Below are 21,605 nucleotides of genomic sequence, written 5' to 3' on the forward strand. Positions count from 1 at the left end.
GGGGGCCGATTGAGACGAGAAAGAACGAGATGAAAGCTAGCGAAAAAAAGGCTCAGCGCAGAATTTGGCTCCGGCTGCTGCCGAGAGGCCTCATTCTTGCGGCCCTCGCGATCCACTCGCAGCCCGCGTTCGCCCAAGTTCCGGATTCCCTGTTGCCGCGCAATCTGTCGCCGTGGGGAATGTTCCTCAACGCCGATATCGTCGTGAAGGCCGTCATGATCGGGCTCGCCTTCGCCTCGCTCGTGACCTGGACGGTCTGGCTTGCCAAGACCATCGAGCTGCGCGTCGGCAGGGGTCGCGCGCTGCGGCGGGTGAGAATGCTGGAGCAAGGTGGCAGCCTCACGGAGGCGGCCCATGAATGCAATGGCGACCGCGATGCTGTCGCGCAGCTGATCCTCTCGACGGAGCGCGAGGCGGAACTGTCCGACGGTATCGTCGACGACGGCTTCAAGGAGCGTGTCGCGCTTCGGCTGGAACGTGTGGAAGCAGCGATGACGCGAGAGATTTCGCGCGGCATTGGCATTCTTGCCACCATCGGCGCGACCGCCCCCTTTGTCGGCCTGTTCGGCACGGTTTGGGGCATCATGAACTCTTTCATCGGCATTTCGGAATCCCATACCACGAACCTCGCGGTGGTTGCGCCCGGCATTGCCGAGGCGCTGCTCGCCACCGCGCTCGGGCTTGTGGCCGCCATCCCGGCGGTCGTGATCTACAACCACCTCGCTCGCGTGATCGCCGGCTATCGCGCGCTCCTGAGTGACGCCTCGGCGCAGCTCCTGCTTATGATCAGCCGCGGCCAGCGCAGCCGCGATGTGGTCCTGCCACGCGCTGCGGAGTGACCGCCATGGCTGTCCGTCTCGGTTCACGTTCGAACGCCGATGAACTCGAAATCCAGCATGAGATCAACGTCACGCCCTTCATTGACGTGATCCTGGTGCTGCTCATCATCTTCATGGTTGCCGCGCCGCTTGCGACCGTCGACATCGGCGTGAACCTTCCCGCGAGCACGGCACCCGAGCAGCCTCGCCCGGACAAGCCGGTTTTCGTCACGATCAAACCGGACCAGACCATTGCCGTCGGCGAAACCGTTGTGGCGCGCGAAACCCTCGCGAGTGCGCTGGATAGCGCCACCAACAACCACAAGGACGAAACCATCTTCGTCCGCGCCGACAAGTCGCTGAGCTATGGCGAGCTGATGGAGGTGATGAACACCTTGCGCGACGCCGGCTATCTCAAGCTTGCCCTGGTCGGGCTGGAAGCGCCGGCGGCGAAGCCATGAACGCCCGCGCCCTGCATCTGCCTGACAATCGCGGCGTATCACGTTGGACGCTCGCCGCACTGTCAATCCTGCTGGCGCATGCCGCGATCGTGGCCGCCATTGCACTGTGGTATTCCCGCAGACCCGTCGAGCCCAACATCATTCCTGCGATCAGCGTCACGCTCGCCCCAGTCGACGCCAGCTCGCCTGAAATTCAGAACCAGGATATCGCGGTCGGCCCGACCATGCAGCAGGCGGAGGAGACGCCCAAGGAGCAGCCCAAGCAGGAGCAGCCAGTCGAGAAGGTTGAACAGCCGCCACCGCCGCAAGCACAGGCCGAGGTCACCCTGCCGCAAGAGACGCCCAAGCAAGTCGAGGAGCCAAAGCCGCAGGTGCAGCCGCCCGCGCCCGAGACACGCGCGCCGCCGAAGACCGAGCATGTCGGCCAGTTCTCACAAGCGAGCGCGAGGGCCTATAACGCGCTGGTGTTCGGTCATCTGCAACGCTTCAAACGTTACCCGGCGGCGGCGCATGGTGTCTCGGGAACGACGGTGCTGCGGTTCGACCTGAATCGTGCGGGCGAAGTGATCGCAAGCGAAATATCCAAGTCGTCAGGCAATACAGTGCTCGACCGGGAGGCGCTCGAACTGCTTCATCGCGCCAGTCCCTTCCCGCCCTTCCCGGTCGAGAAGCCCGGGGCGCGCGATAGCTATTTCGCGCCGGTCGCTTTCGCGCGCTGACGCCTGCGACGAGACCCGTTGTTTCGTCGGGATGAGGATTGTCTATGCCGAGAACGGGTGATCTCGGGGAGCCATAGACCACACGGTCAGAGTAGTAGACCAGCCCATTTGCCTCGGTCGGATTGTTCGCCACTCACAGAGGAGTGCCGAATGACAATGCGAACCTCGTTGTTGGCCCTTTTCCTTCTGCTTTGCAGTGTGGTGACGGCTGGTTCCATGGGCCGCGCCGTCACTAAGAATGACCCTTGGAATCCTCACCATATCGACGATCTGCCTGCCGAAGTCCGACAATATATCGCTGCAATCTGCAAGGGGGCCTCCCAGCGCCCAGAATGATTTTGCAACCTACTCTCCGCACGAGAAGCGCTGGCGGATCAATCTCGAATACTTTCGATGCGGCGGTTTGGGCCAATTTCGTCGAGGAAATCAATGTCTGGATGTTGACTTCATTGCTGTCGGCTCGCGTTTCCGGCTTTCCAGAAAGGACTAAGAGACTGCGGCTTCTAAATCTCGGTCGGGGTAAGAAGACTCTCTTATCAGTGATGAGGGGCCACCTGGCGCGGGCCGATGGCGATCGCGTGCATGGCCCTTGCCAGCGCGGGCGCAAATGTCGTGGTCGGCGCCAGGGACATGGACAAAGCCGAGCGAAATCTGAGGGGCATCGTCGAGGTCGAGGTGCTGCCGCTGGACCTGTCCGATCCCGCGTCTATCAACCAGTTCGATTTGTGCAGGCTGGGCGTCCACTCGACATCCTGATCAACAACGCCGGCGTCTATGCGCCGCCTGAAACCCGCGACCGTCGCGGCTACGACATGCAGTTCGCTACGAACTTCCTCGGCCCCTTCCAATTGACGCTCGGCCTTTGGGAGCCTCTCAAGCGATCTGGCAACGCGCGTGTCGTGAACCTTTCGTCGATCGGCCACATGTTCAGCGGCGTTGATTTCGCCGATCTGCATTTCGACAAACGCCCGTATGATCCGATGCTGGCCTACGGCCAGTCCAAGAGCGCCGTGGCGCTGCTTTCGATGCAGTTGGACACGATCGGCGCGGAGCACGGGATTCGTGCGTTCTCGGAGCACCCGGGCGGAATCGCCACCGAACTCGCCCGGCACATGTCGGACGCTGAGTTAGCCGCACGGGAGCAAGTTCGCGGTGAAGACGGGAAATTGTCCGTTCCCGAAGGCTTCAAGAGCGCAGAGCAAGGCGCAGCAACGTCCATCTGGTGTGCAACCAGCCCTCGACTGAACGGCGTGGGCGGGGTCTATTGCGAGGATTTCGATATCGCGAAGCCTGTGCCGAACGACTAGCACGGACTCGAGGGCGTACGTCCCTGGGCGACGGATGCGCTCGCTGCGGAAAAGCTCTGGTCAGTCAGCGAGCGTTTGCTGCAGCGGCCCGACGAGACGGCTTCCTGAGAAAGGCGCGCGAGCGCCTTTAAGCGGCTCAATGCCACTCGGCCGGGTGTCAGCAACCAAATCGCTGCACTGGAATCCGACTTGCACACCGAACTGTTCGAACGATTGGGACGAGGCGTCGTTGCGACCGTCGCAGGACAGAAACTTTATGCGCGCGCCTCTCAGATCCTCTATGAGGTCAATTGTGCGACGGACGAGATCCGCGCCCTTGCCGGCACTCTCTCGGGCCGAATCGCCGTCGGTATTCCGCCAACGCTAAGCAAGGCCGCGTTGGCCCCCGCGCTTGCTTATTTCACGAGCGAGTATCCAGAGGTCGGATACAGCGACACCTTGTTGGCGTTGATAAAGAGCGGCGAGCTCGATTTTGCTTTCGTCGCAAAATTACTTGAACAATCGTTCCGTAACTTCTATATAGAGGTCATGGCAAGACCCCGAACCTTCGATGTCGATACGGCGCTCAATGGCGCGACAGGTGTCTTCCGCGAGCTTTGGCGACAAATGACGGAAAGGATTGCGAATGGCCCGAATGCAAGTGCAGCTTCCCTCGGATTTCGGTCCCAAGACGACGGCCGACGAGATTATCACTGGGCGTGATCTTTCGGGCAAGGTCGCGATCGTGACCGGCGGATATTCGGGTATCGGGCTCGAGACATCCGCGTATTGGCGGGTGCAGGCGCGACCGTTATCGTCCCCGCCCGCACGCCCGACAAGGCGAAGACGGCGCTTGCGCCCTTCGCGGGTATCGAAGAGGCGGCGATGGACCTGGCAGATCCTGTTTCGATCGATCGATTCGTCGCCGAGTTTCTCGCAAGCAAGCGGCCACTTCACATGCTCGTCAATAGCGCTGCGATCATGGCACCTCCCGGGCTTGAAAAGGACGCGCGCGGCTACGAGAGCCAGTTCGCGATCAATCACCTCGGCCATTTCCAACTCGCGGCACGGCTGTGGCCGGCGCTGGCCGATGCGGGCGGTGCGCGCGTGGTCTCGGTTTCCTCGCGCGGCCACCGCCGCGGAAAGGTGAATTTCGAAGATCCCAATTATGAGCGCCGTCCCTATGACAAGTGGGATTCCTACGGTCAGTCGAAGACGGCGAACGCGGTTTTCGCGCTGGGGCTCGACGAGCGCGGCGCGTCGTACGGCATTCGCGCCTTTTCGTTGCACCCCGGCAGCGTCCTGACCGATATCGCTCGCTACCTATCCCGCGAAGAACTGATGGCGATGGGCATTATCGACGCGGAGGGCCGGGTTCAGCGCGAGGGTCCGGCAGGCAGCAAGACGATTGCACAGGGCGCCGCGACCAGCGTCTGGTGCGCAACCAGTCCCCAGATCGAAGGCCTCGGTGGCCTCTATTGTGAAGATTGCAACTGTCATTCGGCTTGCAATATTGCCCCCCGTCAAATTTGCAAGCCGATTGACAGATTGCAACATCGCCGAAGCGGTGTCCGACGACGACACATACCTCGGACCTGGCGTTCGCCCATGGGCGATGGACGAGGATCTGGCCGATCGCCTCTGGAAGCTTAGCGAGCGGATGACAGGAGCCGCATGCTTCGCGTGAACGAAAAGACAGGGCCGTAACCGGCTGTGGGTGAGGATATGTCGATCAACTTTGAACCTGTAACCAACGAGTTGGGCTTCACGGTCTCCGGCATCGATCTCACACGATACGGCGAGAAAGATGAACGAGGGTTGGATTTTAGCCGGCACATACTTGAATGATCGTTCCGCCAATCCTATATTCGGATCATGGCAAGACCCCGAACCTTCGATATCGATACGGCGCTCAATGGCGCGACAAGTGTCTTCCGCGAGCACGGATATGAAGGCACCTCCGCGCAGATGCTCGTTGATGCGATGGGGATCGGTCGCCAGAGTCTCTACGACGCCTTTGGCGACAAATGGCAGCTCTACCTTAGCGTGGTGCGGCGCTATGTGATTGCGGAAGGCAGCGAGCATCGTGCCGCATTGCGTACAGGGAAGCGCGCGATCGACGGTATCCGCGCGATGCTTGACCGCGTCGTGCGCAAGGCAAAGGTGCCTTGCTTGGGTGTGAGCTCAATTGCCGAGTTCGGCTGCGCCCGTCCCGAGCTCACGGAGATCAATGCCGCGGCGGATCGGGGGCTTCGCGCCGCTATGCTGGACAGCATCCGCAAGGCGCAGGCCGAGGGCGACATCTCTGGTGCGCTCGATCCCGATCAACTGGCGACTTTCCTGATGGCAAGCTTCGCCGGCATTCGGATCGCGGCTCGCGGCGGGGCTAAACCGAAGGATCTCACCAGTCTTGGCGAGATGGCGCTTCGGGCAATGCGCTAGTTTTTTTGCCCAATAACGGAACGATCGTTCAACAAAGGTGATATGATGAAAGCAGTCGTGATGAATGGCATAGGCGGCCGCGAGATGCTGGAGCATGTCGATATGCCGGAACCAGTTGCTGGTCCGGGCGAAGTCCTGGTCGACATCGCCTATGCAGGGATCAACTTCATGGACATCGGCGTCCGCCAGGGAATTGCATGGACGGACAGACCGAACCCAAAGATTCTCGGCGTCGAGGGCGCCGGGCGCGTTGCCTCAGTAGGCGATGGCGTCGAGGGGTTTGTCACCAATCAGCGCGTCGCTTGGGTATACGCCCCGGGCAGCTACGCTGAACGGATTTCAATTCCAGCAACCGCACTCGTCCCGATCCCGGATGACATTGACGACCGCACGGCTGCATCGGTCATGATGAACGGGCTCACCGCGAGCCATTTCGCGACCGACTTCTATCCGGTCCAACCGGGCGACATCGCATTCATCCACGCAGCCGCGGGGGGTGTCGGCCTCCTCCTGACACAGGTCATCAAAATACGCGGAGGCCGGGTGATCGGCCGCGTCTCGTCGGAGGAGAAGGTCGCAATCGCCAAGGCGGCCGGCGCCGATCACGTGATTGTCGATACGCAGAGCCGCTTCGCGGAAGAGGCACTGCGCCTAACAGGGGGCGAAGGTGTTCACGTCGTATACGACGGCTCGGGGCCGACCACATTCCAGGGTTCGCTCGACATCCTGAGGCGGTCCGGCACCTTCTGCTGGTACAGCCCGGTTCTGGGCGGGCCTGGCGGCCTCGATCTCATGACACTGCCGAACAGCATCAAAATTGGCTATGCGACTTTCTTTCATCATATCTACACAGTGGAATTGCTGCGGCAGCACTCAAAGCAGCTCTTCGACTGGATCAGGGAAGGAAAGCTCAGAATCCATCCGGGCGGTTAGTATCCGTTGGCGGAGGCAAGCCGCGCCCAGGCCGACATGGAAAGCCGTAAGACCGCGGGCAAGCTGGTGCTGGTCCCATGACGAACAAGGTAGCAATGGTCTTCGGCGGTGCTCGAGGCATCGGTGGCGCCATCGTTAAACGTTTGGGTGAAGACGGCTTCGATGTCGCGTTCACCTTTGTCTCTCAACCGGATCGTGCTGCGGAAATTGTCGCCGCTGTCGAAGCAAGAGGGCGCCGAGCCACCGCATTGAAGGCAGATAGCGCGGATAGCAAAGCGATCCAACACGCGGTTGACTTCGCAGCAGATCAATTGGGCCCGCTTGACGCCGTCGTGGTGAATGCCGGGGTCCTGCGGCTCGGACCGATCGACACGTTTCCGCTTGAAGATCTCGATCTGTCGCTGGCGGTGAACGTGCGCGGCGACGCTCCGCATCGGCGAACCTCGGATCCGACAGCATGTCGGGGCGCTCGATAGCCCGAGCAAAAGCGGGCCAGTTCTTGTCTTCCTGGACGAACGCGAGCAAGATCCAGCGACTATCCTGGCTTCGGTAACTGTTGAAGAGTGCATTCGGGGGCCGGCGTCGATCAATTTCGTCGCTGAACTTCGCGCCCTGCAGTGCGCCCTGCAGCCACATGGCTGTCGCCCATACGCCATTGGCGATCAAAGAGGTTTGGACATTGCAGCCCTTGCCGGTGCGCTCGCGCCGATAAAGCCCGCTCACGATGCCAGCGTAGAGGGAAATCGCTGTGGCATGGTCGCCAACCCCCGGCACCGGCAAGGCGGGCGGACTAGACGCTTGGCGAGTGACATGCATCAAACCCGAACGCGCCCAATACGCAGTCGTGTCGTATCCGGGCTTGTCCGCTTCCGGTCCCACCTCACCATATCCGGTGATATCGGCGTAGATGAGACGTGGATTGAGCAAAGATACATCTTCGTAGTTCAAACCCAGCCTTTGTCGCACCCGAGGAGGAAAATTCGTCACGAGAACGTCGGCCCACTTTACTAGGCGGGCCAAAACCTCCGCCGAATGTGGGTTCTTCAAATCCACCACCAAGCTTCGCTTGTTGCGATTGGTGAGCTGCCATGCGTAGTTTTCTTTCGAAGATGGATTTGGCGGGCTCAAGTATGTGTGTCGATACGGATCCCCCATCCCGGGCGCTTCCACCTTGACCACTTCGGCACCAAAGTCCGACAGCACGGTCGTAGCGGTAGGCCCGGCGATGAAGCTGGCGATATCGAGAACCCTAAGTCCCGAAAACAACGGGCGGTCATCGAATGCTTCGTTCGGCAGGATGGAGTTCATCGGGACACCTCTCGATTAAGGGCCCCGTATTCTCACCACACGCGCCGTCTGCAGATCCAACATCGAATAGTTGGATTTTAATCCCGCAGACTGATTAAATCGCGGCTCATGATATTGGCCACGGCCGGCGCATCAATGAACTGTCGCGCATCGGTTCATTTGGAGGCAGGACTTTTCCCGAGGAAGGCTGGCACGCCCAAGATCACTTTGACCGCTTCGAACAGGCAAGTCAGTACGCTCTCAAAATCAACCCAACGCGCCCTCCTGGCGAGTCCCATCGTTGCCGCGATCCAAACTGAGGCCTCGGCCGATCGGACCGGCCTTAGTGTCAGATTTACGCCAACAGCGGCCACTCCTAACAACTCAGCTGTGCACGCTCCGGAGTACGTGTGGAGTCGAATGCCGAAAACGCTCTGACCGAAGCGCCTTTCCTGCACTGCCAATCTGCAGCAAAGCCACAGGTCATAAACGCGAAGAAAAGTTGGGAGTGAAGGGACGCTTGCGTTGCTGTCGCTTCGAACGGTTAAATGCGGAGTAGAAGCAGTGGGGCGGAGAGAGTGGAAGACGACCTTACGAGCCACGCCGTTCAGCGGTCGCTATCGAAAGCTAGGCCAACCGCACCAGTTTCGCACCAGAAGCGATCTCGCCAAGCGCGATAAACGCGGCTAAACATCAAAAAAAATGTAGAATAATCAATCACCGCATCCCATTTCCTGCCGCTCATAGCGGTCTGGTTGCAGGTTCGAGTCCTGCCGGGCCCACCAAGAATATCAACGTCTTGCTTGGTCTTTGTTGCCCGCAGCGCGGCGACCGCACCGGAAACCGCGCCAGATACGTTCAATTTTCGTTCGAGAGCGCGGCTCGCGCTTCACTTCCACGAATTGCAATCCCCTCACAGCAAGCGCATGTCAGCTAAGGGTTCAATCTCAGAAATGGATTTTCGGGTCCAGGTAGTCTGCAGTGGGCTCCATAGCAGCCCTTGAGCCCGTGCCAGTGCTTAGACCGCTTGAACCTGGGTACCAGGGCTACGCCATGGAGGCGGTGAAAATCCCGCTGTCGGGATCGGTGGCAGGCTTCGCCGAAGACATCGGCGCGGTGCTGACGACGCAAGATATTTCGACTATCCTTCGATGCGGACCATCAAGGCGGACAGGACAGAGCCCACGAGAGGAAATCGATGAGCACAGTAAAAAACGCTCTGGCCCAGAAGAGTGGCGCCCTGATCCATGTTCGTTCCGGCGACATGGTCGTCGAAGCTTTGCGCCAGATGCGCGACAACCGGGTCCGGTCGGTGCTGGTCATCGACGACGACGTGCTGGTCGGTATCGTGACCCAGGGTGACTGCGCCATCAAAGTTCTGCTGCCCGGGCTCGATGCGAAGCAGACGCCGGTGGGCCAAGTGATGACGGGCAACCCGGTGACGGTCAAGCCGGACGATCGGCTGGAGGGCTGCATGGCAATGATGGCTCAGCGCGGCTTTCGCCATCTGCCAGTGCTGGACGCGGGCAAGGTCGTGGGCGTGATCTCGATCGGAGACGTCGTCAAGAACATCATCCGGGATTTGGAGCACAACGTGGACGACCTGATGGGCTACATCATGAAGGACGGCCCCGGGGGCTGACAGACGAACCGCGCGGTGCCGTGGCCCCCCGCGTATGTCTGCTTGTGGCCCAGGCTGTGTGAAAAGTCGAAGTTCGCGGGCATCGAGAGAATCCAATTCTTTTTGATGAGTCACCTTGCATATTGTTGTTCTTCTGATGAGCCGACATGACCCTTCGGTTAGCAATTTCGCGACATATTGCGTCGCGTCACGAACTCGGTCGCAAACGGGGCATAGCGGAAGTTGACGAGCACCCGTCTATTGCACAAGACGACGCTCGCGACCCGAAGCGGTCAGTCCGTGTGAATGCGGAGAATTGTCAGCGATGGGTGGCGACGGACATCATGTCGTAGCCCAAAGACCGAAGATGACCCAAGGAGCCGTGTGCGCGTGCGGCTCCGGGCGCGACAGCTTGCGAAGTCGCTTCGCGTAGCGCTACGCGACGGCGGGCACGAACGGTAATTCGACGGGCTAGCGGCCCGTGTTCGTTGCTCTTTGGACGGATATTACCGCCTCCAGCTGATCCGATCTTCTAACCAAGGCGGAGGTGCCGCGCAGAGATACTGGCACTTATCGCGACGGCTATTCAACTTCCCAACACGTTGGCTGGCCACGATGCGCATGGCAGGATACACGTGCAAGCCTGGGCGTCGGGGAGACAGTTACCGCGTGCGGTTCGATATTGGAGACCTCCCATGCGACGCATCGGCTTTATCACCTTCCCGCATTTTCAAGTACTGAGCTTGAGCACGGTCTCCGTCTTCGAATGTGCAAACATGCTTGCGCCGGAGCCGCTCTATGATTTGTGCGTCCTCTCCGAAAACGGGGGGCCCGTCAAAACCTCTAGTGGCCTGACCCTGGAGACGGAAAAGTTCGACGAGACCGAGTTCGACACGTTGATCGTGCTCGGAACCCTCGTCGAAAAGCCAACCTTTTCGCCAGAGCTCCTCACCTATGTGAGGAACGCTCCGCGCAAAGCCCGACGGGTTGCGTCGATCTGCACCGGAGCGCTGGTCCTTGCGGAGGCCGGTCTGTTGGATGATCGCCGCGTCACGACTCATTGGGCCTACGCCCGCTATTTCCGGGAGCGTTTCCCGAAGGCGAGGCTAGACGAAGATCGTATCTTCATTGTGGATGGTTCGATCTGGACCTCGGCCGGGTGCACGGCCTGCATCGATCTGGCGCTGGCCATGGTGGAGAAAGACGCAGGAAAACAACTCGCCCGATCGGTGGCGAGAAACTTGGTGATGTCTCATCGGCGGGCGGGCGGGCAGACGCAACATTCGGCGCTGCTCGAAATCGAACCGAAATCCGACCGAATTCAACGCGCGTTAGAGTTTGCCCGCCGCAATCTCCATGCCCCGCTGACGGTCGAGCAGCTTGCAGAGGCGGCGCATCTCAGTCCGCGTCAATTCAGCCGCGCATTTCATGAGGAGACGGGCCAGTCGCCGGCCAAAGCGGTTGAAAACCTGCGCATCGAGACGGCAAAGGTGATGGTCGAAGACGGCCGGCACTCGATCGACGTCATAGCGCGGGAAGTGGGTTTTGGTAGCCGAGACCAAATACGGTAAAGCGCTTGAGAAACGGAATCGTGCCCGGCTCCTCCCCGGTCTCTGCGGTACGTCATCGACAAGCCGTTTCACTCCCTCTTTTTCTATCTTCCGCGCTCTGCCCTTGACGACATTGCGAGGCAGGCCGGCGCACCGCGCATTGGCGAGCTTGCCTATGAGCCGGGTATAGGCCACGACGACGCAGTCGTCCGTAACCTCGGTGCGTCGCTCGTGGAAGCTTTGCGTCGAGCGGACGAGGCCAACCAGCTTTTCGTCGACCACATGTTGCACGCACTTACTGCACACATCGCTCAAACCTACGGTGGCCTCCCGCGCAGCGCCAAGCCGATCCGCGGCGGCCTCGCTCCGTGGCAATTAGACCGTGCTTGCGATAGGCTCAATGCCGATCTCGCCGGAAAGACTCCTTTGCGGCAGATCGCAGCCGAGTTTGATCTTTCGGTCGATCATTTCTCGCGGGCGTTCCGAATCTCCACCGGTCTGCCGCCGCATCGATGGCTACTTCGCCGGCGGGTGAAGACGGCCGAGCAGTTGATGACCATCCGCGATCTGCCGCTGTCCGAGGTTGCGAAATCGGCTGGGTTTGCCAATCAGAGCCACTTTACGAGGGTATTTTCAGCAATGGTCGGCGTCAGTCCGGGAGCGTGGCGCCGAGGAGTGCGAGGCACGTCGGATAGTGAGGCGTAATCCGGGTTAACCGGCGGATCCGAGACGGATGTCGATGCGAGTCCGTCCATTTTCCTTCACACCGACAGCAGCCTAAAACGCGCCCTCCACGTGAATTTCGGTCGCGCTCAAGCGAGCGCAATACACTTGCGCTCTGGTGGTAGCTAGTTGGTAGCTACGGCAATCCGCCAGCCTTCGATGTTTTCTCTAAAGATTTGATCTTGTTGGTACAGTTGGGTGGGCTCGAACCACCGACCTCCTGTTCCACAGACAGGCGCTCTAACCAACTGAGCTACAACTGCATCCTGACGCACGGCCCCACATGAAGGGGGGCGGCGATTTCGGGCGGAAACTAGGTGCAACGCCCGCCTTTGGCAAGGCCGTAACGCGCCGATTTCCGCTCTTATCTCGGGCCGTTCGATGGCCCGTCCAGCAAAAAGGCCCGGACCAGCAAGGCCCGGGCCTTTCGTTAGCTCGTGCAGACCGCGATCAGGCGGCCGGCTGCTGATAGAACTTCGAGGCGCTGGCCTTGATCGGCTCGGCGGTCTCGCTGGCGACCTTCTGGCCGAGCTCGGCCAGTTCCTTGGCCTGCGCGGTGTAGGTCTCGAACTGCTTGCGGGCGTGCGACGTCCACAGCTCGACCGCTTCGGTCGGCGACTTCACGCTGAACAGCTCCTGGGCGAAGTCGAGCGACGAAGTGGTATTGGCCTTGAAGAACTCGATCAGCTTGGCCGAATAGGCGGTGGCGCCCTTGTTCATCGAGGTGAACACGGCCTCGACCGTCGAGTTGTGGGTCTCGGCGGCGTCCTTGAACTTGGCGTAGCTGTCGCGGGCCTGCAGCACGCCCTTTTCGGCGAACGCGCGCACCTGCTCGGGAACCTCGAACGGGATGATGGAGGCGGAGAACGGATCGGACGGGTTGGTCATACGTGTAATCCTTCGCAACGGGTGAGTAGATGTGACCATTGCGGACGTCCCCGAGCCCATCAGGCCGGGAGCGCTGAAATGGATCACGCTGCCTTGATTCACGGGAGTGCCCTTCGTCGGGCGCGCCTAATAAACACCCATATCATGTCAATTTTGTGCAACGCAACGTAAGATCGCGTGCGACGCCACATTTTTTATGTGACGGAATATGGGGTTACCGCGCCCGACCAAGTTTGAGGGCCAAAATCAGCCTGAATCGACTCGCCCCGTCAGCTCTTCGGCTTGACCGCGTCCATCGCCGCGCGGCTGACCGCCTGGCCCATTTCGCTGGCCTGTTCGGCGAGCGAGCGCATCTGGCCCTGCACATATTCGCTGTGCAGCCGCATCACCTCGGTGAGGTCCTTGGCCTTGAGCAGCGACTGGGCGTAGTCCAGCGACGACTGCACGTTCTTTTCGGCGTAGGACAGCGCCTTGGTGGACAGGTCCTTGGCGCCGGCGCGCATCGTGGCGTTGCGCTCCTCGATCTTGCCGGCGGTGTCCCTGGCGTTGGTCACGAATTGCTCGAAAGCCTTGCGCGCCTGGTCGAAGCTCGCCTCGGCCATCGACCGCATGTCCTTGGGGATTTCGAACTTGGGGATCTCGAAATGGTCACGCCCGTTGTCGCTCATGGTCGCTCTCCCTCGCTTGGTGATCGGCCCGCCGGTTGGCCCTGCGGGCCCAAAGTAGAATAGAGGCAGAATAGAGGTGGACTAGACGGCACGATATATCGTGGCACTGCCATCGCAGGTGTGACGCGGTGCCGCCTGGTTCCGCATCATGCTGTCGCAGCCGCCTTTGCCCGACAACGCCAAACGGCTGTGGATCGTTCAGCCAAGTTAACGTTATCCCGGCTTTGGCGGCGGCATCCTGCCTGCGGACATGGACCTGCCGCCCCCCAGTTGCGATACTAACCTTCTGTTAAGGCTGTCGTCCTGCGGCTGCCGGCCTTCGGCAAAGCTAAGGAAGAAGCCAAACCTATGCAGTCAAATCTTGCGTGATGAGTGACGCGGAATTCCAGATCCAGGCGCTCGGCGATGTCAAGCTGGCGGACCATGCGACGGGCAACCTGCCGGCATGGCTGTGGTCGGCTGACGGCGCACGGATTCTCTGGGCCAATCCGGTCGGCGCGCAGGTATTTGGCGCCGCTAACAGCGCTGAATTGGCCAAGCGCGCCTTCGGTCCGGCCGATCCGCATCGCCGCCAGGTTGCCCGGCTCGGCCCTGGCCTCGGCGCCAACGGCGCGGTGCGGCTGGAGCGGCTACGCGGCTTCGGCGCGGCACCCGGAATGCTCGCGACCTGCGGCTGCATCCGTATCGACCTGCCGAACGGCAGCCACGGCATCCTGATTTCGGCGCTCAATGCCGGCGGCCGCAGCATGCCGCTTGCCGAGCGATTGCAGCGGCTGGTGCAGGGACTGGACCGTCCCGCCGCCGCCTTCAACGGCGATGGACTGTTGATCGCAACCAACGAAGGCGCACGTTCGCTGCCCGGCCTGCATGATCTCACCGAAGCCGGCCTCGATGCCGCGCGCGACGAGGCGCTGGCGCAGGGCCGCGCGGCGGCGAGCGTCGCGATCGGCCGCGTCGTGCTGCAACGGATCGGCCGCGGCGCCGATCGCGCGCTGATCGCGTTGATCAAGCCGGCCCCGCATCTCGCTGCCAGACCGGCGGCGCCGATTGCGCCTGAGCCGGTTGAGCCGGAAACGCCGGTCACCGCAGCGACGACGCCGCAAGAGGCCGCCGCAGTCGAGCCGCCGCCGGCGCCTGCCGCTGTCGAGCAACCCACCGTGCAGGATGAAGCCCCCGCACCGGCCAGCGAAGCGCCGGCCACCTTCACGCTGTTCGATGCGCTTGATCCACCGGCGGACGAGGCAGTAGCCGAACCGATCATCAGTCCCGCTGAATCCAGGCCTGCGGACGCAGCTCCATCGCTCGCGGCAGCAGAAGACGCGCACGTGGAGACGGCGCCCGTCGAGACCGCGGCATTCGACACCACGCCTGACGTGACGCCCGCTGTCGAGGAGCCACTGTCGGAAGCGCTGATCGAGGCGCCTATGGAAGCGCAGGTCGAGGAGCCCGTGCACGCGGCTCCATCTCCCGCGGCAGCAGAAGAGGCGCACGTCGAGACCGCGCCTCTCGACACCACGCCCGACGAAACGCCCGCCGTCGAGGAGCCGCTGTCGGAAGCGCTGATCGAAGTGCCCGCCGAGGAGCGGGTCGCAGCGCCTGCGGCGGAGCCCGCATCCGTTCTCGAAGCGACCGCAGCTGCGCCAGCTTCGGAAACACCGGCGCCGCCCGCCGATCCCGTCCCCTCGCCCTATGCGATCGCGGATCTGCCCGTGCCGCCGGTCGCCGAGCCGGAGCCCGTGGCATCAGCACCAGCAAAACCGCCATCCTGGCTCGACGAGCCGTTGCCGGTGCGGCGGCATCCGCTGCGCTTCATGTGGCAGATGGACCATGAGGCCCGCTTCTCGCTCGGCTCCGACGAATTCACCCGGCTGATCGGCCTGCACACCGCGGCCGGCTTCGGCCGGCTGTGGAGCGACATCGCCGAGAGCTTCGGCGTCGATCCCGAAGGCCGCGTGATGCAGGCCTTCGCCAGCCACGACACCTGGAGCGGCATCACGCTGAACTGGCCGGTCGACGGCGGCGGCCGCTTGCCGGTCGAATTGTCCGGCCTGCCGGTGTTAGACCGCAACCGGAATTTCGCCGGCTATCGCGGCTTTGGTGTGTGTCGTGATCTCGACGGGCTTGCGCGACTCGCCGCGTTGCGCCGCTATGAGTTCTTCAGCGGCTCGATCGTGCCGCAATTGCTGTCGGCCGACGTCGCGCCGGCGCCGCGCACCGCTGCGCCGCCACATGAAAGTCCTCCGCCACACGCGGAGCCGCCGCCCGATACCAACGCAGCCGCACCACCCGAGGAATTGACCGAGCCGACAGCAGCAGAGACTTCACACCAAGCCGATCCGGATCACGCCGTGGAAACGCACGAGGAAACGCAGGAAGTGCGTCAAGACACACCGCAGAATGTGGTGCCGTTCCGTCTTGCCGGCGACACCCGGCCGCCCTCGCTGACACCTGTCGAGAACAACGCCTTCAACGAGCTCGCCCGCCAATTGTCGGCGCGGCTCGAGAGCGAGGCCGGCCTCACCGCGCCTACCAACGACAGTGCCACCGCTGAGCCGATCGCCGACGAGCCGTCCGCAGGCGAGCCGCCGCAAGAGGCTGCGTCTCAGCAGGAAAAGGTTACGCAGCAGGAGACGCCGGCCGAGCCGCCAAAGGCCGGCTGGCTCGCGGCGGCCGAGCCCGCGCCGCGCGCCGACTCCCGGCGCGACCGCGCGCTGCTCGATCTGTTGCCGGTCGGCATCCTGATCTACCGGCTCGACCGCCTGCTCTATGCCAATCACGCCTTCCTCGCCCGCATGGGCTATGACAGCCTGCACGCGCTGGAAGCCGCCGGCGGGCTCGATGCGCTCTATGTCGAGCCCGGCGTCTCGCAGGCGAGCAGCACCTCCGGCACCGGCACGCCGGTCACGATCTCGGCCAACCAGAACGGCCAGGCCGAGCAGGTGTCCGCGGAAGCGCGGCTGCACACCATCAACTGGGACGACGAGTCCGCGCTGGCGCTGATCTTCTCGCGCACGCTGAACGAAGACACTGCGGTCGCAGCCGCGCTCTCCGATCCCGAACCGGCCGCGATCGTGGAGCCGGTGCTGGCGCCACCGCCGCCGCAGGCCGGCCACGCCGACGCCGAGGAGCTCGGCGCGATCCTCGACACCGCGGCCGAGGGCATCATCATGTTCGATGCCGAAGGCAACATCCATTCCTGCAACCGCAGCGCCGAAGCGCTGTTCGGCTATGACGGCGACGAGTTCGTCACGCATAATCTCGCCGACCTGTTTGCGCCGGAAAGCCAGCACGGCATCTTCGACTATCTCTCCAGCTTGAAATCGGCGGGCGTCGCCAGCCTGCTCGATCATGGCCGCGAGACGCTCGGGCGCGTCCGCCAGGGTGGCATCATCCCGCTGTCGGTAACGATGGGCCGCACCCGCGCCGACGGGCCGAACTTCTTCGCGGTGTTCCGCGACCTCTCGCAGACCAGGAAGAGCGAGGGCGAACTGCGCGAGGCGCGGCGGCTCGCCGAACGCGCCGCCAACGCCAAGACCGACGTGCTGGCGCGGATCAGCCACGAGCTGCGCACGCCGCTCAACGCCATCATCGGCTTTGCCGAGGTGATGATAACAGAGCGCTTCGGCGCGCTCGGCAACGAGCGCTATGTCGAATACATGAAGGACATCCGCGCCTCCGGCGAACGGGTGATCGCGATCGTCAACGACCTGCTCGATCTGTCGCGGATCGAGACCGGCAAGCTCGATCTCGCCTTCACCAGCCAGAACCTCAACGAGATGGTGGAGAGCTGCGTCGCCGTGATGCAGCCGCAGGCCAACCGCGAGCGCATCATCATCCGCACCTCGCTCGCGCATACGCTGCCGCCTGTTGTCGCCGACGCCCGCGCGCTGCGCCAGATCACGCTGAACCTGATCGGCAACTCGATCCATCTCGCCAATGCCGGCGGCCAGGTGATCGTCTCGACCGCGCTGTCGGATTTCGGCGAGGTGATGCTGCGGGTGCGCGACACCGGCCAGAGCCTCAACGACAACGAGGTCGCTGCCGCACTCGAGCCGTTCCGGGCGCCAACGCCATCCGATCAGGCCGGCTCCGGCGGCGTCAGCCTGTCGCTGACCAAGGCGCTGGTCGAAGCCAACCGCGCCAAATTCCAGATCCGCACCGGCGGCCGCACCGGCACGCTGATCGAGGTGGTGTTCTCCCACGCCGCCGCAAGGGCGTGAGGGCGTCCGCGACACGCGCATGCAAGCGCGTGTGCAGCTTCCCGCTTGTGTGATGGACGCACGAGCAGACGGGCTCCCTCCCCCCTTGCGGGGGAGGGTTGGGGAGAGGGGTGGCCACACGGCGCACTCTCTCCATTTGCAGAACGACGAGATTGCGACAGCAAGCCTTGTTCAGTCACCTCGCCCGGGGCTTACCCCTCTCCCCACCCTCCCCCGCAAGGGGGAGGGAGCCTGAGAGGGTGCCCACCTCACGCCGCAAACTCACGACGGCCGAAGTGGGCATCTGGCCACGCGTTCCTTACGCACAGCGGTGAAGCACCACCGCCCCTACTGCTTGATCTCCAGCGTCTGGCGCTTGCCGGCGGCGATCGAGAATGGCTTCTCGACCTTGTGGCCGTCGGCATAGATGGCGACCGCGACATAGTCGCCGGCGCTGAGTGCGACGTTATAGGCCGCGTCATAGCTCACCGAGATGCGCTTGCGCTCGTCGTTGAGGTCGCGCTCGGCGCTGAGGATGTCGATCTCCTGGGCGCCGTCGGCCTTGATCCCGACCACGCCGGCGTTGAGGTTGACGTTGATCCGGGTCGGCGCGCCGGACTTCACCTCCGCGCGCACCGTGCCCTTGGCCTCGCCGACCACAGCCGTCACGTCGTAGCTGCCGCTCGGCAGATCGAACCTGGACTCGGCGTCGTATTCCTGCGCGACCTTCTCGCCCTCGTCGCCGTCGGCCTTGGCGGGCTGACGGACCGCGACCACGATGTCCTTCTCGACCTTCGGGCCGCCCTCGGCGTAAGTCGAGGTCACGATCAGCTTGCCGACATCGAGGCTGAGCTGGACGTTGCTGGAATCGCCGGCGGCGACCGAGAACGGCTTGCTGGTCTTCGACTGCCCCTTGGTCAGGGTCAGCACATAGCTGCCTGCGGCGAGCACGAAGCGCGGTACCGCGTCGTATTCCTGCGCGATCAGTCTGCCGCCCTTGTCGGAGACCTGCCAGACCACGTCATCGACCTTGGCCGCGCCACCGGCCACCGAGCCTTCGCTGGTGACGTAGCCGGCATCGAGGATGACGTCGAGCGCCGCCGGCTTGCCCTTCTCGACCTTGAGCGGAAACTCGCGCTTGAGCTGCCGGTAGCTCACCTCGACGACGTAGTCGCCGGGCGCGATGTTGTCGGCGAACGGCGCACCGTAGAAGGTGTTGACGTGTTCGCCCTTCTCGTCGCCGGCGCGCTTGTAGATGCCCCAGTTGACGTCCTCGTCGCTGATCGGATCCAGCCCTTCGGCGAGCCGCGCCACGCCGCGAATGTTCTTGCCGAGATAGGGATCGGCCGCCGCCGGCTTCGGCGGCGCCTCGCTCGCGACCTTGGTGCCCTGCGTCGCCGCCACCGCCTTGGTCAGCGCGCCGGTCAGGCTCGCGGCGTTGCTGGCATCGAGATAGACGCCGCCGGTCGCACGCGCGATGCATTGCAGCTGGCTCTTCGCCGCGGGATCGGCGACGTCGAGGCCGATCACATGGGCGGTGAAGCCGATGCCGGCCTTCTTCAGCTCGGCCGCGGCGCCGCACGGATCCGGCGCGCAGGTCTCGATCCCGTCGGAGACCAGGATCACGTTGGCCTTGTTCTCGGTCGAGTGCAGTGCCTCGGCAGCGGCGCGCAGCGAATCCGCGATCGGCGTCTTGCCCTTCGGATTGATGCCGTCGACCGCGGCCTTGATCCGCGCCGGATCGAACTTGCTGACCGGGATCATCAGCTCGATGTCCTTGCAGTCGCCCTTCGAGCGATGGCCGTAGACCATCACGCCGAGGCGATCGGCGGGATTCCATTTCGACAGGATCGAATCGACCGCCTGCCGTGCCGCGGCGATCTTGCTCTGGCCGTCGACGAGGCCCCACATCGAGCCGGATGCGTCGAGCACCAGAATGGTGTCGGTGCCCTGCGCCTGGGCCTGCGCGACAGGCGGAGACAGCAGAGCCAGGCCAAGCGACAGCAGGCCGGCAACGAACGAGCGGCGAAAAAGCTTAATCACGGATCGGTCCTCGATAATGGAGACAGTCGGAGGGCAAAGACGACTACGACGACGCGCCGTCCTGACACTTGGACAATCGCGACATGGGTTTGGACTAACGCGACACGCAGATGACAATTGGATTGTTTTCAGAGTTGCGATCATGGACCACGGGCTGAGCGCCATCGCAGATGACGCTCCTTTGCACCCCACCATGCATTAATCGACGCCGCGCCCCGCCGGATCGAGCGCGTCCGGTTCGCACCGCGTTGCTGTCACGCACGGTCGTCGCCGCGGTATGGTCGCGCCGGAAGCGGAGTGAGCCTTCTCCGCTACAAGCGCGAACGGCGCGGGATACCCGCGCCGATCGCACTACTCCCACATGTCCGGCGTGACCCGCCCGGCGAAGCTGCAATCGATCACCCGATCCTGCGGATTGCGGTCGACGATCAGCCGCAGCAGGTCCGGCCGCGAGTAATGGCCACCGATATCGCATAGCGCCTTGGCGGCGAGCACTGCTTGCCGTGATCCCTCGGCGATCAGGATGGTTTCGCCCTGTGCCGGCCCGGCGATGATCTCGCCGCGCGGATCGATGATCACGCTGTCGCCGCTGTACTCGATCGTCGACAGCTCGCGATAGCGTTCGGGCGTCACCTCGTGCGACCGCACGCCGCCGACGGCGATGACGTAGCAGCCGGCCTGGGACGCGAACGCGCGTGACAGCAGCACCTGGCGTGGCCAGAGCGGCGTCGGCGATGGCGGCGCCGCGGCGGGCTCCCGTCCCGGCCACGCGGCGACATGGATCTGCGTTCCCTGCGCGGCCAGCGCATAGCCGGGCAACATGGTGTTGTGCTCCCAGCAATTGAGCCCGCTGATCCTGCCATAGGGCCGCTCATACACACGCAGGCCGACTGCGTCGCCATCGGCCCACACCGAACGCTCGTTGAAGGTCGGCTTGAGCTTGCGATGGCGGCCGAGGATTCGGCCCTCGCGGCCGATGAACAGCAACGTGCAGTACACCGTGCCCTTCGTGACCGCATCGCGTTCAGCAATGCCGATCACGACATCGATCCCGGCAGCCGCTGCGGCATCGCAGAGCTGGTCGGTCGCGGGCGACGGAATCTCGACGGCGCTGTCGAGATATTCCGCCATCGCGCGGAAGGTGCTCGGCCCGGTCGGAGCGTGACAGAAGAAGGGATAGCCGGGCAGCCAGGTCTCGCCGAAGGCGGCAATCGTGGCCCCCATGGCGCCGGCCTCGCGGATCAGGCGACAGGCCTTCTCCACCGACGCTTCGCGATCGAACGGGATCGCGGCGGCCTGGATCGCCGCGAGCCTGAAATGCGTGTCGATTGTCATGGTCCCTCGCCGCCTCAGTCGATGCCCTTGCGGGCGGCGTCGAACGCGCCCCCGAGCAACTCCAGCGCCTTGACGCGCCGGCGGCGTGCAAGACGCGCCTCGCCGACCTTGCGCTCGTGCTCGCCCGCGATGAAGGCCTGGATGTCCGGCAGCGGACGAATGACGCCACGGCTGCCCCACTGGCCGTCCGGTATCTCGGTTGGAAACACCCAGACCTGCGGCGCCACATCCTCGAACGAACCGCCTGCGGCGCGCACCACCGCGTCGGTCACGTCCTTTACCAAGGCCGCGCGCGAGGCCTCGGTGTACTGCCCCTCGGGCACCGTCGGGACGATGCGATACCGTGGCGACGGCGACGGCTCGCCCGCCACATAGACAGCAGCCGGCCGGTGCAGAAACACGACCGTGACACTTTGCGCAACCTTGTTGGCCGGGTCGAATCCCTCGTGACCGATCAGGATGTCGCCGAGCTCCTTGATGAGCCGCGCTTCCGCTTGCGGCTTCAGGGCTCCTTCGGGAATTGTCACATCGATCATCGGCATTGGGAAACCTCCTGTTGTTGCCAGCATGAGGTCTATGCGCGGGGTGCCTCCGGCAGCAGTGGCAGTATCGCCATTCGCAGGGGCATTTCG

General features: G+C 63.2%; 16 protein-coding genes, 1 tRNA gene and 5 pseudogenes. 14 read left to right on the forward strand and 8 right to left on the reverse strand.

Annotated elements, in window-relative coordinates:
* Positions 1-29: 29 nt before the first annotated feature.
* The 10 genes and pseudogenes from exbB to FNJ47_RS54640 all read left to right on the forward strand — a co-directional run bounded on the left by exbB (position 30) and on the right by FNJ47_RS54640 (position 7,135).
* Positions 30-839: a tonB-system energizer ExbB gene (gene exbB / locus FNJ47_RS06410; RefSeq protein ID WP_163151762.1), complete on the forward strand. Its 810-nt coding sequence runs from the start codon at positions 30-32 to the stop codon at positions 837-839.
* 5 nt (positions 840-844) lie between these two features.
* Positions 845-1,279, forward strand: coding sequence for a TonB system transport protein ExbD (exbD, locus tag FNJ47_RS06415; protein ID WP_163151764.1), 435 nt, complete (start codon positions 845-847; stop codon positions 1,277-1,279).
* Positions 1,276-1,998, forward strand: a complete 723-nt coding sequence (locus tag FNJ47_RS06420; RefSeq protein ID WP_163151766.1) for an energy transducer TonB — start codon at positions 1,276-1,278, stop codon at positions 1,996-1,998. Before exbD ends, FNJ47_RS06420 begins: the two co-directional genes overlap by 4 nt.
* A 582-nt stretch (positions 1,999-2,580) precedes the next feature.
* Positions 2,581-2,754, forward strand: coding sequence for a hypothetical protein (locus FNJ47_RS06425; RefSeq protein ID WP_163151768.1), 174 nt, complete (start codon positions 2,581-2,583; stop codon positions 2,752-2,754).
* Positions 2,724-3,305, forward strand: a complete 582-nt coding sequence (locus FNJ47_RS06430; RefSeq protein WP_163151770.1) for an SDR family NAD(P)-dependent oxidoreductase — start codon at positions 2,724-2,726, stop codon at positions 3,303-3,305. Before FNJ47_RS06425 ends, FNJ47_RS06430 begins: the two co-directional genes overlap by 31 nt.
* 141 nt (positions 3,306-3,446) lie before the next feature.
* A pseudogene (locus FNJ47_RS06435) lies at positions 3,447-4,007 on the forward strand (LysR family transcriptional regulator); the annotation flags it as partial.
* Positions 3,931-4,971: pseudogene (locus FNJ47_RS06440) on the forward strand (SDR family NAD(P)-dependent oxidoreductase). The pseudogenes FNJ47_RS06435 and FNJ47_RS06440, both read left to right, overlap by 77 nt.
* 188 nt (positions 4,972-5,159) lie before the next feature.
* A complete protein-coding gene (locus tag FNJ47_RS06445) occupies positions 5,160-5,726 on the forward strand; it encodes a TetR/AcrR family transcriptional regulator (protein ID WP_163151774.1) in 567 nt (188 codons plus the stop codon).
* Between the two features lie 45 nt (positions 5,727-5,771).
* Positions 5,772-6,740 (forward strand): annotated as a pseudogene (locus FNJ47_RS06450) (quinone oxidoreductase family protein).
* A 14-nt stretch (positions 6,741-6,754) separates the two neighbouring features.
* A complete protein-coding gene (locus FNJ47_RS54640; RefSeq protein WP_163151816.1) occupies positions 6,755-7,135 on the forward strand; it encodes an SDR family NAD(P)-dependent oxidoreductase in 381 nt (126 codons plus the stop codon).
* On the opposite strand, the pseudogene FNJ47_RS06460 reads toward FNJ47_RS54640, so the two are convergent.
* A pseudogene (locus tag FNJ47_RS06460) lies at positions 7,050-7,967 on the reverse strand (CaiB/BaiF CoA transferase family protein); the annotation flags it as partial. The gene FNJ47_RS54640 and the pseudogene FNJ47_RS06460 sit on opposite strands and share 86 nt — an antisense overlap.
* Positions 7,968-8,553: 586 nt before the next feature.
* Positions 8,554-8,808 (reverse strand): hypothetical protein, encoded by a 255-nt coding sequence (locus tag FNJ47_RS06465; protein ID WP_163151776.1) that lies wholly within the window; start codon positions 8,806-8,808, stop codon positions 8,554-8,556.
* A gap of 336 nt (positions 8,809-9,144) precedes the next feature.
* Here FNJ47_RS06465 and FNJ47_RS06470 point away from each other — a divergent pair, with 336 nt between their 5' ends.
* The 3 genes and pseudogenes from FNJ47_RS06470 to FNJ47_RS06480 form a co-directional block, all read left to right on the forward strand.
* A complete protein-coding gene (locus FNJ47_RS06470) occupies positions 9,145-9,588 on the forward strand; it encodes a CBS domain-containing protein (RefSeq protein WP_163151778.1) in 444 nt (147 codons plus the stop codon).
* Positions 9,589-10,262: 674 nt separating this feature from the next.
* On the forward strand, positions 10,263-11,138 hold the full coding sequence (locus FNJ47_RS06475) for a GlxA family transcriptional regulator (RefSeq protein ID WP_163151780.1): 876 nt from the start codon (positions 10,263-10,265) through the stop codon (positions 11,136-11,138).
* 36 nt (positions 11,139-11,174) lie between these two features.
* Positions 11,175-11,822, forward strand: a pseudogene (locus FNJ47_RS06480) (helix-turn-helix domain-containing protein); the annotation flags it as partial.
* A 204-nt stretch (positions 11,823-12,026) separates the two neighbouring features.
* Here FNJ47_RS06480 and FNJ47_RS06485 read toward each other — a convergent pair.
* The 3 genes from FNJ47_RS06485 to FNJ47_RS06495 form a co-directional block, all read right to left on the reverse strand.
* Positions 12,027-12,103 (reverse strand) — tRNA-His (locus FNJ47_RS06485).
* Positions 12,104-12,290: 187 nt separating this feature from the next.
* Positions 12,291-12,728 carry a phasin gene (locus tag FNJ47_RS06490; protein WP_074130367.1) on the reverse strand — a complete coding sequence of 146 codons (438 nt, stop codon included), beginning with the start codon at positions 12,726-12,728 and terminating at the stop codon, positions 12,291-12,293.
* 269 nt (positions 12,729-12,997) lie between these two features.
* Complete coding sequence (locus FNJ47_RS06495) at positions 12,998-13,396, reverse strand: phasin family protein (RefSeq protein WP_163151782.1); 399 nt, start codon at positions 13,394-13,396, stop codon at positions 12,998-13,000.
* A 368-nt stretch (positions 13,397-13,764) separates the two neighbouring features.
* Here FNJ47_RS06495 and FNJ47_RS06500 point away from each other — a divergent pair, with 368 nt between their 5' ends.
* Positions 13,765-17,616: a PAS domain-containing protein gene (locus FNJ47_RS06500; protein WP_163151784.1), complete on the forward strand. Its 3,852-nt coding sequence runs from the start codon at positions 13,765-13,767 to the stop codon at positions 17,614-17,616.
* Positions 17,617-17,943: 327 nt separating this feature from the next.
* On the opposite strand, the gene FNJ47_RS06505 is transcribed toward FNJ47_RS06500, so the two are convergent.
* From FNJ47_RS06505 to FNJ47_RS06515, 3 genes are all read right to left on the reverse strand, one after another.
* The gene (locus FNJ47_RS06505) at positions 17,944-19,638 is read right to left on the reverse strand and encodes a VWA domain-containing protein (protein ID WP_163151786.1); all 1,695 of its coding nucleotides are present in this window, start codon (positions 19,636-19,638) and stop codon (positions 17,944-17,946) included.
* Between the two features lie 351 nt (positions 19,639-19,989).
* On the reverse strand, positions 19,990-20,973 hold the full coding sequence (locus FNJ47_RS06510; protein ID WP_163151788.1) for a carbon-nitrogen hydrolase family protein: 984 nt from the start codon (positions 20,971-20,973) through the stop codon (positions 19,990-19,992).
* Positions 20,974-20,987: 14 nt separating this feature from the next.
* Positions 20,988-21,515: a tautomerase family protein gene (locus FNJ47_RS06515; RefSeq protein WP_163151790.1), complete on the reverse strand. Its 528-nt coding sequence runs from the start codon at positions 21,513-21,515 to the stop codon at positions 20,988-20,990.
* Positions 21,516-21,605: the final 90 nt, after the last annotated feature.

Origin of the sequence: Bradyrhizobium uaiense (assembly GCF_010811875.1) — a bacterium.
GTDB lineage: Bacteria > Pseudomonadota > Alphaproteobacteria > Rhizobiales > Xanthobacteraceae > Bradyrhizobium > Bradyrhizobium uaiense.

What these genes read in the sequence shown, in the direction of transcription:
- FNJ47_RS06420 (WP_163151766.1), top strand. Translation starts at nt 1,276, where the DNA reads ATGAACGCCCGCGCCCTGCATCTGCCTGACAATCGCGGCGTATCACGT.
- FNJ47_RS54640 (WP_163151816.1), top strand. Translation starts at nt 6,755, where the DNA reads ATGGTCTTCGGCGGTGCTCGAGGCATCGGTGGCGCCATCGTTAAACGT.
- FNJ47_RS06425 (WP_163151768.1), top strand. Translation starts at nt 2,581, where the DNA reads ATGGCCCTTGCCAGCGCGGGCGCAAATGTCGTGGTCGGCGCCAGGGAC.
- FNJ47_RS06510 (WP_163151788.1), bottom strand. Translation starts at nt 20,973, where the DNA reads ATGACAATCGACACGCATTTCAGGCTCGCGGCGATCCAGGCCGCCGCG.
- FNJ47_RS06475 (WP_163151780.1), top strand. Translation starts at nt 10,263, where the DNA reads ATGCGACGCATCGGCTTTATCACCTTCCCGCATTTTCAAGTACTGAGC.
- FNJ47_RS06515 (WP_163151790.1), bottom strand. Translation starts at nt 21,515, where the DNA reads ATGCCGATGATCGATGTGACAATTCCCGAAGGAGCCCTGAAGCCGCAA.
- FNJ47_RS06490 (WP_074130367.1), bottom strand. Translation starts at nt 12,728, where the DNA reads ATGACCAACCCGTCCGATCCGTTCTCCGCCTCCATCATCCCGTTCGAG.
- FNJ47_RS06500 (WP_163151784.1), top strand. Translation starts at nt 13,765, where the DNA reads ATGAGTGACGCGGAATTCCAGATCCAGGCGCTCGGCGATGTCAAGCTG.
- FNJ47_RS06470 (WP_163151778.1), top strand. Translation starts at nt 9,145, where the DNA reads ATGAGCACAGTAAAAAACGCTCTGGCCCAGAAGAGTGGCGCCCTGATC.
- FNJ47_RS06445 (WP_163151774.1), top strand. Translation starts at nt 5,160, where the DNA reads ATGGCAAGACCCCGAACCTTCGATATCGATACGGCGCTCAATGGCGCG.
- FNJ47_RS06495 (WP_163151782.1), bottom strand. Translation starts at nt 13,396, where the DNA reads ATGAGCGACAACGGGCGTGACCATTTCGAGATCCCCAAGTTCGAAATC.
- exbD (WP_163151764.1), top strand. Translation starts at nt 845, where the DNA reads ATGGCTGTCCGTCTCGGTTCACGTTCGAACGCCGATGAACTCGAAATC.
- exbB (WP_163151762.1), top strand. Translation starts at nt 30, where the DNA reads ATGAAAGCTAGCGAAAAAAAGGCTCAGCGCAGAATTTGGCTCCGGCTG.